This is a genomic window from Fibrobacter sp., from assembly GCF_045112255.1.
In the GTDB taxonomy this organism is placed as follows: domain Bacteria; phylum Fibrobacterota; class Fibrobacteria; order Fibrobacterales; family Fibrobacteraceae; genus Fibrobacter.
Genome location: NZ_JBGUHR010000026.1, coordinates 17187 through 27646, shown reverse-complemented (window position 1 = coordinate 27646; position 10460 = coordinate 17187). Strand labels below are relative to the sequence as shown.

The window sequence follows — 10460 nt, the reverse complement described above, 5'->3', positions numbered from 1 at the left end:
TCACTCGGTCATGAGCGCCTGCAAGCAGTCGCCCGCGACTCTCGTTTTGCACGCTACTGCGAAGAAAAAAAACTTGGCCGACGCTTTTATTCTCAATACGATTCTTTTCAATTTTTCTAATTAAACAGTTTTTCTCGCTTTTACTATTTAAGAAATTCAACAAATTTGAAGTTGCATTTTTTATATTTCGCTAAAAAGAAGGAATGATAATGCCTTTAAATGCCGAAGAAGAATTTCAATTAGAGTGGATCAAGAACCACCAAATGGAAGACAAGGACGAACTTGCCGAAATCCAGGCCGAGGCAGAAGCTGAAGCAAGGCCGCAGCGCGCCACACGTGGCAAGAAAATGCGCCGCAACCCCGCCGCCTGGGAACTCCCCAACCCCGAAGACGAAATAGACCTTCACGGCCTCACCTCCGAAGAAGCCGCCGAAGCCGTTGAACGCCGCATTGATGACCTCCTCATCGCAGGCCTCAGCGTTCTGCGCGTGATTCACGGTGGGGGCAACCCGGAATACGGCAACGTCAAGCGCATTATCGACCGCAAAGTGCGCTCCGAATGGAAAAATCGAGTCGTTTTCTACAAGGTTGAACCCGACAACGCCGGTTCCAGCATCATGAAAATCGGCAAGCCGCGCCCGCAAGCCGCAAAAAAGAAAAAATAATGAAAAAAATTTCACTTTTTTTGCCCTTACCCCTTTAAAAGTGAAACGAAATTAACTATAATTGTGCGCGTCAACGACGAAGCGTCAAGACAAAAACAAAACGGAATATAGCTCAGCCTGGTAGAGCGCTTGCTTCGGGAGCAAGAGGTCGTGAGTTCGAATCTCGCTATTCCGATAAAAAGAGAAACCACCCACAAGGGTGGTTTTCTTTTTATATCTGAAATACGCTAATGAGAACTCACGAAGTGAGTTCGACAAATTTGTTCCGTGAACGAAGTGAAACGTGGAGCGAAAGCCTTGTCCTGCAACAAAGTTGCAGGCAAGCCCGAAGGGCGAAACGGGAATAGCAAGACCGTTTCGGCAATCTCGCTATTCCGATAAGAAAAGAGTCATCCGAAGGATGGCTCTTTTTCTTATTTGGCATCACGTGAATTTGAACGAGCGACGAAGTCGTGAGTTCGACTAAATCACTCCATGAGCGAAGCGAATATTGAGTGATTTAGAGATTACGCCGCAAGGCGTAACCCGAAGGGCAAAATGCGAAACGCAAGTGAGCATTTTGTCTAACCTCGCAATCACAGACAAAAACCTATGCAAAAGTTGAAACGAAGTAAAATTTTTGTCTCATCTCGCATCAGCAGATTATAGCAAGACCGTTTCGGCAATCTCGCTATTCCGAGCACCCGCCCCCGAATCTCCGTTCCGGATTCGGGCAATGGTCCTCATGACCGTCGGGCCAAACCCATACTTCATCTGCAAACGGACACGATTCGCATTTACCACCAACAGCGCATTGGTCAACGCTATTATCAAAAAACAAACTTCCCTCATGCTTCACATTCGAAACAGAAAGCGCACCCGTCCGAAGCTCCTTGCGCAACGAATCTAGCGACGCATCATCTGGCATATACATTTCACGGAGTTGCTGCGAAGCTCCTTTCAGCACCACCACCTTATTCCACTTGATTCTATCAATCCCAATCGCAGAAGCCCACGACACAAGCTCCGGCACATCGTGCATATTCTTTTTATGCAGCGTCACTTGCAGCGAGACCGTCGCGACTCTCGCATCCGCACTTGAAAAAGTCTCGGTCCCCGCGCATTCCACATCAGCAGTTCTCGCGCAATCAACTTTCGCGCAGTCAGCATTCTCGCGCAACTTATCGCGCACATTCACCAGCTTTTCGACATTCGCTTTCCAGCCGTCAAACTGTTCCGACGCTAAATAGCTCACCTTGATGTCACTGCACGAACACAACAGCAATTCCATCGCAGCTTCGCTTCCCCACTTTCCAGGGAACGTTCCATTCGTCGTGAGGTTCAGCGGAATTTCAAGCGTTCTGCACAACTCCAGCAGTTCATCAAAATGCGAATAAAGTAGAGGCTCCCCCATTGTCGATGGGATGACCTCGCGCAGCAAGCGTCTTCCCGAAACATCTCGTTCTGCGGCGTACTTTTCAATTGCTGCCTGCGCAACTTCGAATGGCATCTCGCCCATACCAAATGCGCGGCGGTCTCTATTACAATTAAAAAGACGCTCCCCATTACTATTCACAGCACTCCGCGCATCGCAATAACGTAAAGCCCGCTGGTTCAAAAAACACAGCGGACAATGCAAATTGCAAACGTCAGGATTTGTGAGTAAAGTAATGCGGCGCATTTTGCAGCGCACCTTACTCCCGATGTTCTCTCAAGTACTTAATCGCAGCGAGGCCAGCAATAGCGCCTTCGCCAACGGCTACAGCCACCTGGAGCGTACCCCCCGTGCAGTCGCCTGCCGCAAAGAGTCCAGGAACGGTTGTCTGAAAATCCTTATCGAGCACGAGCTTTCCATCATCGAACGCTGCGCCAGCTTTCAATGCCAAATCCGTTGCATTCGCGCTACCCATGGCCACGAACATGCCGTCAAAATTGGCATCAAGTCCGTCATCAAACTTCACGCCCTCAAATTGTCCCGCGCCCTTGAGTCCAGTAATTTTGCGGGTTTCAATCTTCACGCTTTCGGGGAATGCCGCTGTAAGTTCAGCACCGTTCGTCAGGAGCGTCACGCTGTTGACTACAGACAAAAGTTCAGTTGCTTCATGCAACGCATACTCGCCCGAACCAAGCACAGCCACATTCTTTTTACGATAAAAGAAAGCATCGCAAACAGCGCAGTAGCTCACGCCGTGGCCTTCCATTTCAGCCATTCCAGGGAGCGGAGTCTTTTTACGAGCGGCACCTGTCGCCATCACGCAGACCTTGCCGCGATACGTTCCGTTCAAGCCCGTTGCGACAAAACCAAAGCCATCGAACATGAGGTCTGTCACCTCATCGTCCACAATTTGCGCACCAAGGGCAATCGCCTGTTTCTTACCGACTTCGGCAAGTTCAGCCCCCGTGAGCGGTTTTTCTAGACCAAAATAATTTTCGATCTTGTGAGCCTTTGCAAGCGCACCTACATCCTTACCCACAAGCTGAACCTCGAGTCCAGCACGAAGACCGTAAAGGGCAGCCGAAACACCGGCCGGTCCATGACCCAAAATCAATATATCTACCATAATAACCTCAACATTAATATACGATTTTATTTATTTTAAATCTGTAATAATTAATGAATTTTGGATTTGAGAACGATGTTGCAACGCTACCCAACGCGAGATTTATTTGTTGAAGCTGGATATGGTCCCAATTTTGCGGACCAGCTTATTCAGAATGCCTATAGCAAACTTTTTGAGGGCGATCCGATCGACGAACGCATCTATTTCGAAGCGTCCGACGACATGGCATACATCATCGACATTGGGCACGACGACATCCGTTCCGAAGGCATGAGCTACGGCATGTTCATCGCCGCGCTGACCGACCACGAAGTCACGTTCGACAAGCTCTGGAACTTTTCCAAGCGCTTTGTCCGCAACAACGACGGCCCGCACAAGGGATATTTTTCATGGCAAGTCAACACGACCGACTTTTCCATGATGGACCCAGGGGCAGCCCCAGATAGCGAAGAATACTTTGCCGCAGCCCTCCTTATCGCTGCAAAGAGATTCAATCGCGAAGACCTCCTCAATGATGCCAAGGAACTCATCCATGACATCAAGTACAAACCGCAAAATGAACTTGTAGGTCCGATCATCGACCCGGAACGCAAGCTCATCAAGTTTTCACCCGTTCTCGGCAATGACTTCACCGACCCGAGTTACCATACGATGGCGTTCTACCGCATGTTCGCCGAAGCAACTGATGACGAATCCTGGCTTGAAGTCGCTCAGGCAAGCATTGACTTTTTGCAAAAGGCGGCACACCCGGTCACCGGGCTTTGCGCAGACTATACCGAATACGACGGCACTCCCAAAGCCATGCCCTGGTTCCCCGAAAGCAACAACTTTAGCGGAGACGCATGGCGCGTTGCGCTCAACTTGAGCCTCGACTATTCGATATTCCGCGGACACGAAAGCGAAAAAGAAATCTGCGAACGCATTCTGCACTTTTTCCAGAACTGTACGCCTTACCTCTCCGACTACTCCGTCGATGGGGGGCCGTATCCGCACCAAGGGAGAAACGCGACGCCAGGGCTTATTGCCATGAACGCCGCCGCAACGCAAGTGCTCCCGATCGATGACCCACGCATTACGCCGTTTGTCAGACGACTTGCAGCGCTCTCCGTGCCTTACCGTTTTTGGCGTTACTATGACGGGATGTTGTACTTAATCGGATTACTCGCCACCGCGGGAAAAATCACACTCTAAGGAGGATCGTATGAAACTACCTGCCATCTTATTCATTGCGGCAAGCTCCATTGCTTTTACCGCCTGCGACGATGTTCGTGTTGAAAAATACCCGAACGGAAACGTCCGCTTCGAAGCCACCTACGTCAACGACAAAAAGGAAGGCCCTGAAAAGGAATACTACGATGACGGTACACTCAAGCGAGAATCCAGCTACGTGAACGACCGCCGCGAAGGAGTGACCAAGGAATATTACAAGGACGGCACTCTCCAGTCAGAACTCCCGTACGTGAACGGCTACATCGAAGGAACGGTTATCCGTTACCACAAGAACGGCAAGGTCGCCACGAAAGCCGAATACAAGCAAAATAAGCAAGTCGCTTTCGGCGAAACATACAACGAAGACGGCAGCCCCGCAACAAGCGGAAGCTACAAGGATCCTCGTGACGGAAATTCTTACGAATGGATTGTCATTGGCGACCAGCTCTGGACAGCCGAAAACATGAACTTCGCCACCGCCTCAGGTGCAATTTGTTCACAATGCAACCACTGGGGACGTCTCTACGATTTCCAGAATGCGCAAAAGGCTTGCCTCGAAGGTTTCCACATGCCGAGCAAGGCCGAATGGCAAAAACTCCTGAAAGTCGCCGGTAAAAAGCCGGGTGTCGTTCTCAAGGCCGGTTACGGCTGGGATCCGATCAAGCCCGAATCTCCGATTTTCGGAAACGGCAAGGATGAACTCGGATTCGGCGCAAAGGCTGGCGGTGCGCACTTCGCCAAGAGCGATGTTGCCATAAAGGACCGCAAGTTTGACGAAGCCGGCAAAAAGGCTTACTTCTGGACAAGCGAAGGCGAAGTCCTCGTATTCTTCCATGACAAAGATATCGCCAAGTTCGAAAAGTTCAATCCCGAATTCGGCGCAAGCCTCCGCTGCATTAAAGACTAATTAGCTATTGGTCAATAGTCATTAGTAAATGGTTATAACGCAAAACTCCTCGGCATAACCGAGGAGTTTTTTACTCTTTCAATTTTTCCATTTAATCAAGCGTTGCATGTGCAGCGATGGTGTAAATTTCAGTCACATCCTTCGCCTTGAGTGGCACAAAGCCCCAGCCATCGCCTGGATTCAGCTTTTCCACAAGTGTCGGGATATCTTCTTCTTTCGCGCCGAGTTCCGCAAAGTTAATCGGCATGCCAATAGAATGCAGGAATCGGCGGAACGCCTTAATGCCTTCGAGTGCAGTCGCTTTCGGATTTTCAAAATTCATTTGACAACCGAACACGCGCGTTGCCATCTGCGCAAAACGCATCACATTATGGTCAACGACGTATTCCATCCACGCCGGCATGATAACTGCTAGGCCCGCGCCATGGGCGCAGTCATAGAGTCCCGAAAGTTCATGTTCAATCGCGTGGCTGTTCCAGTCCTGACTGCGCCCGCAGCCCACAAGACCATTGTGGGCTACCGTACCCGCCCACATGATGTTCGCACGAGCCTCGTAATTGGCGGGTTCGGCCATGGCGCGCGGCCCTTCCTTGAGCATCGTGATGAGCAGCGCTTCGCAAAGGCGGTCCGTCGTCTCGACTTCCAAAGTATTCGTGAAATAGCGTTCAAACACATGAGCCATGATGTCGGTAATGCCACAAGCAGTCTGATAAGGCGGCAACGTGCAAAGCAAAGCCGGATTCTGCACCGCAAATCTCGGGCGAATCACATCCGCGCCAATGTCGCGTTTGAGCATTCCCTCTTCTTTCGTCACGACGGAATCGCCACTCCCTTCGGAACCGGCAGCAGCAATCGTCTGCACCACGCCAATCGGGAGCGCCTTCGTGACCGACAACTTTTTCGCATAAAAGTCCCAAAAATCGCCATCGTAAAGAGCGCCCACAGCAATTCCCTTGGAGCTATCGATGACGGAGCCACCGCCCACAGCAAGGATGAAATCAACCCCGTTTGCACGCACCACCTCAATACCCTTGTAAATGAGCGTATCACGCGGGTTCGGCTTTACGCCACCGAGTTCCACATAGGCGATGCCCGCAGCGTCAAGTGAAGCCTTAACGCGGTCAATCAAACCGGAACGTACGGCAGAACCACCACCGTAATGAATCAGCACCTTCGTGCCGCCATACTTTTTGACGAGTTCACCGCATTCGTTTTCGCGGTCTTTACCAAAAACAAATTCCGTGGGGCTGTAGAAATTAAAGCTATCCATATTCCATCCTTGTGTTTCAATTAAAAATACAAGAAAATCCCACCCAGCGGCAGGATTTTACAATTTTTTCTGTTCTCTAGAGGAAACACCTATTAAAATCTAAGCGAAACGCCTACGCGCGGAACAATCTGAAATCCTGAAAAGACATGATTGAGTTTATAATCGATTGTTTCAAAATTATCGTTACTATAACTATATTCTTTCGTTCTATATCCAAAGCCGAACAAATTCACAGCCACATCTACACCCGCATTAATTCCAAGCCGTTCCGTAATTCGATACCCCACAACAATATCGGCACCTCCAACAAAATTAAACAGCCACGTTGAAATATCTTCAGTGAAATCCTGGTAAGATTTTCCAAAGTATTTCATATCAACACCAAGAATAGCATGTACCGCTAATATGAAATCATTTGCAAACGGAGCATAGCCCAATCCAACTTTTGCATTCAAATCAAAACGAGAATCAATTTGATTCATATGCGCATACGGATCATAATAAGAATAATTTTTGGATTCATTCACAGGGAAATTAATAAAACCAATTCCTGCTCCGACCTCAAAAGACAAACCATTTTGATAAACCAAATCACGAGTCCACTTCAATTGAAGTCCCATAGTCATATCCATGTTTAAATCACGATCACGAGTAAAGCTATCTTCGTATTCTAAATTGCTATACTGGGTCCACGTTCCGCCCAAATCCATCGAAAGCGCAATACTAAATGTATGGAAAACAAAACGCTCCTGCTGTTTTCCATCACTCTGTGCAAAAGACATTAAAGCCAAGAGCATCACGGTAGCAAGCACATTTTTCATCAAAATGGACATTCCATTCTCCATCAAAAACTTATACGAAAAGATAAATATAATTTAATTTCAAAACATCTCTAGATTCTTCAAAATCAAAGATTTCTCAGAATGACAGATAAAACAAAAACTTCCCGGAGCATATCCGAGAAGCTTTAAAAAAGGCTACCCCGGCGATGTCCGGGGAGACTAGGTCAAAGAAGACAAATCACTGTCTACTTCCTACTGCCTACTTCCTACTACGTAGTATACTCTGCGTTGATCTTCACGTAGCCGTAGCTCAAGTCGCAGGTGAATGCGCTTGCAGAAGCCTGGCCGATGTTCAGCACGAGCGTTACTTTGTATTCACGCTGACGAACCACGGCATGCAGTGCAGCCGTCTGCTTTTCATCCAGCTGTACCGGACGGCCTCCTTCAAGAACCTTCACTTCACCGAAGTAGAGGTCCGTGTGTTCGGCAACCATGTTGCAGCCGCTAGAACCAGCACTGCTGAGGATACGGCCCCAGTTCGGGTCTTCACCGAACATAGCGCACTTGGCGAGGTTCGACGTACCGATGAAACGTGCCATGCGGAGAGCTTCTTCGTGGCTTTCAGCCTTTTCAATGCGGAGTTCGATGAGCTTTGTAGCACCTTCACCATCGCGGACAATGTCTTTTGCAAGGCTCTGCATCACGAGCGTCAAAGCAGCGCGGAATTCGCCCTGTTCGCTGAGGGAGAGGTCTTCGTACTTGATGCCGCTCATGCCGTTAGCAAGCATGATGCAAGTGTCGTTCGTGCTGGTGTCACCATCAACCGTAATAGCGTTGAAGGAGTCAGCAATATTGGCGCGGAATTCAGCAAAGAAGTCAATCGGCAAAGCAAGGTCAGTCGTGATGAAGGCAAGCATCGTAGCCATGTTCGGGTGGATCATGCCAGAACCCTTGCAGGCGCCACCGATGGTCACCACACCCTTTTCCGTCTTGATTTCCACAGCGTGACTCTTGAGAGCAAGGTCCGTCGTGAGGATAGCGCGGCCGAATTCTTCGGAAGCATCTTCATGGAGCTTTTCCACGAGCTTCGGGATACCGGCTTCGATCTTGTCCATCGGCATCAGGTGGCCAATCACGCCCGTGCTGCAAACAAGTACGCTCTTCGGCGTGAGCTTCAAGGCTTCTTCGGTAAGGACTGCCATGCGTTCAGCATCGGCATAACCCTTTTCGCCCGTGCAAGCATTAGCGTTACCGCTGTTCACGATCACAGCAGATGCAAAGTGGGCATGTTCCAAAGCGGCCTTGTCGTAAAGGACCGGAGCAGCCTTCACCTTATTGGTGGTAAAAACGGCGAAGCAGCGGGCAGCCTTTTCGCTCTTGAGAAGAGCCATATCGGCATTGCCGCTGGCCTTGATTCCGGCGCAAATTCCAGATGCGGTAAAGCCCTTGGGGGAGCAAACGCCGCCTTTTTCCAACACAGTGTACATAGTATCTCCTAAAAAGAAGCTTTCTTTGCGATTCTGGGCTCGCAAGGCCCGTTAAAATTTTTACCTTATGGAGCATGGAAAAGATCATGTTTACACAAGAGGCTTACGACAAGCTCGTTAAGGACCTTGAAAATTTAAAAAATGTTGAACGTCCCCGCGTACTTCAAGAATTAGTTGATGCCCGTGCACAAGGCGATTTGAGCGAAAACGCTGAATACCATGCCGCGAAGGAGCGCCTCGCCGCTATCGATAACATCGAAATGCCGAAGCTCCAGGACCAGCTCGCCCGTGCCCAGGTGATTGCTTTTGATACGAACTCCGATACTATCAAGTTCGGCGCAACAGTCACCGCCAAGAACTTGAAGACCAAGCGCGATATCGTGTACCAGCTCGTCTCTCCCGAAGAAGCCGACGCCCTCAACGGCAAGATCAGCTTTAAGAGCCCGATTGGTGCAGCCCTCATGGGCAAGAAGCGCGGCGATACCGTCGAAGTCGTAACGCCCAAGGGCAAGAACCAGTTCGAAATTATCGATTTCAAGTAATCCATGTTCGTAACGCTCATCGGCAAAGACCAGTTCAGCAAGGACAAGCGGATTGAAAAATTTCTGTCCGAGACTCTTGGCGACCGGATTTCAGATCCGATGGCCAAGCAAGTGCTGTACGCCACCGACACAAACATCGCCTCCATCTCCGATGTCATCATCGAAGCATGCGATTCCGTGTCGATGTTCTCGCCAGAACAGGTCATCGTCGTACGCAAAGCCGAAGCCCTCAAGACCGACGACATGAAAGCGCTCGCCAAGTGGCTCCCCCACGCGGCAAGCGGCAAGTTGCTCTTCGATTTTGAAACGCTTCTCGCCTCCAGCGAACTCTACAAGGCGCTCGCAAAAGTTGGCAAGGTCGAAAAGTTCGACGTTCCGAAGCAATACGAAATGGCCGACTGGATTTCAGCCGTCGTTCCGACGCACTTCAACAAGGCGATCGAGCCTGCGGCATCGCAGTACCTCGCCGAAGCGCTCGGCAACGACACCAAGCTCGTGAGCGAAGAAGTCGAGAAAATCATCCTCTACGCTCCGGACTGCAAAAAGATTACGCTCGACCTCGTGAAAACGATGGTCGTCTCCCAGCGCGATATCCCGACCTACGAGATCGAAGGATTCTTCGGCATGCAGAATGCCAAGGCTTACGTCCAGAAGCTGAACGAACTCTTGAACAGCGGCGTCGATGCCATCCGTATTTCGAACACGCTGTACAACTACGCGCTCTCGCTTTTGAACTACGGCTCGCTTACCGCAAAAGGCGTCTCGCCCGAAGAAGCCGCCAAAAAGATCGGCAAGAACTACTACATGTTCGTGAAAAAAGGCCAAGCCGCCGAGTGCTGCCGCCGTTGGCGTAAGCCGCTCCTCGTGCGCGTTCTGCGCCGCCTCGCCGACCTCAATTACGAAATCAAGAGTGGCAAGTGCCCTACCCGCATGAGCCAGGAACTCGCGCTCGCCGCACTCGTCGTGCGATAATTAGAATACAGAACGTCGCTACGCGACTGGCAGACGAAAGACTAAAAAAAAGCCCTGGCAGAGCCAGGGTTTTCGCATTCTTATTT

The 10460-nt window shown here is 50.0% G+C and carries 10 protein-coding genes and 1 tRNA gene; 6 read left to right on the top strand and 5 right to left on the bottom strand.

Features of this window, described 5'->3' with window-relative positions; genetic code table 11:
- The first annotated feature begins 203 nt into the window (after positions 1-203).
- Both ACJMM9_RS02710 and ACJMM9_RS02705 read left to right on the top strand, forming a co-directional pair.
- Positions 204-665, top strand: a complete 462-nt coding sequence (locus tag ACJMM9_RS02710; protein WP_405323644.1) for a Smr/MutS family protein — start codon at positions 204-206, stop codon at positions 663-665.
- Between the two features lie 101 nt (positions 666-766).
- A tRNA-Pro gene (locus ACJMM9_RS02705) sits at positions 767-840 on the top strand.
- A 495-nt stretch (positions 841-1335) separates the two neighbouring features.
- On the opposite strand, the gene ACJMM9_RS02700 is transcribed toward ACJMM9_RS02705, so the two are convergent.
- Together ACJMM9_RS02700 and ACJMM9_RS02695 are read right to left on the bottom strand one after the other, a co-directional pair.
- Positions 1336-2163, bottom strand: coding sequence for a hypothetical protein (locus ACJMM9_RS02700; protein WP_405323642.1), 828 nt, complete (start codon positions 2161-2163; stop codon positions 1336-1338).
- A gap of 175 nt (positions 2164-2338) precedes the next feature.
- On the bottom strand, positions 2339-3205 hold the full coding sequence (locus ACJMM9_RS02695; RefSeq protein ID WP_405323640.1) for an NAD(P)/FAD-dependent oxidoreductase: 867 nt from the start codon (positions 3203-3205) through the stop codon (positions 2339-2341).
- Between the two features lie 75 nt (positions 3206-3280).
- Here ACJMM9_RS02695 and ACJMM9_RS02690 point away from each other — a divergent pair, with 75 nt between their 5' ends.
- Together ACJMM9_RS02690 and ACJMM9_RS02685 are read left to right on the top strand one after the other, a co-directional pair.
- Positions 3281-4396: a glycosyl hydrolase family 8 gene (locus tag ACJMM9_RS02690; protein ID WP_405323638.1), complete on the top strand. Its 1116-nt coding sequence runs from the start codon at positions 3281-3283 to the stop codon at positions 4394-4396.
- Positions 4397-4406: 10 nt separating this feature from the next.
- The gene (locus ACJMM9_RS02685) at positions 4407-5321 is read left to right on the top strand and encodes an FISUMP domain-containing protein (RefSeq protein WP_405323636.1); all 915 of its coding nucleotides are present in this window, start codon (positions 4407-4409) and stop codon (positions 5319-5321) included.
- Between the two features lie 91 nt (positions 5322-5412).
- On the opposite strand, the gene ACJMM9_RS02680 is transcribed toward ACJMM9_RS02685, so the two are convergent.
- The 3 genes from ACJMM9_RS02680 to argJ form a co-directional block, all read right to left on the bottom strand.
- Positions 5413-6591: an iron-containing alcohol dehydrogenase gene (locus tag ACJMM9_RS02680; RefSeq protein ID WP_405323634.1), complete on the bottom strand. Its 1179-nt coding sequence runs from the start codon at positions 6589-6591 to the stop codon at positions 5413-5415.
- A gap of 92 nt (positions 6592-6683) precedes the next feature.
- Positions 6684-7424: a hypothetical protein gene (locus tag ACJMM9_RS02675; RefSeq protein WP_405323632.1), complete on the bottom strand. Its 741-nt coding sequence runs from the start codon at positions 7422-7424 to the stop codon at positions 6684-6686.
- 218 nt (positions 7425-7642) lie between these two features.
- A complete protein-coding gene (gene argJ / locus ACJMM9_RS02670; protein WP_012820087.1) occupies positions 7643-8860 on the bottom strand; it encodes a bifunctional glutamate N-acetyltransferase/amino-acid acetyltransferase ArgJ in 1218 nt (405 codons plus the stop codon).
- A gap of 74 nt (positions 8861-8934) precedes the next feature.
- Here argJ and greA point away from each other — a divergent pair, with 74 nt between their 5' ends.
- The gene (gene greA / locus ACJMM9_RS02665; RefSeq protein WP_088639421.1) at positions 8935-9402 is read left to right on the top strand and encodes a transcription elongation factor GreA; all 468 of its coding nucleotides are present in this window, start codon (positions 8935-8937) and stop codon (positions 9400-9402) included.
- Positions 9403-9405: 3 nt separating this feature from the next.
- Entirely contained in the window at positions 9406-10374 is a 969-nt protein-coding gene (gene holA / locus ACJMM9_RS02660; protein ID WP_088630233.1) for a DNA polymerase III subunit delta, read from the top strand.
- The last annotated feature ends 86 nt before the right edge of the window (positions 10375-10460 follow it).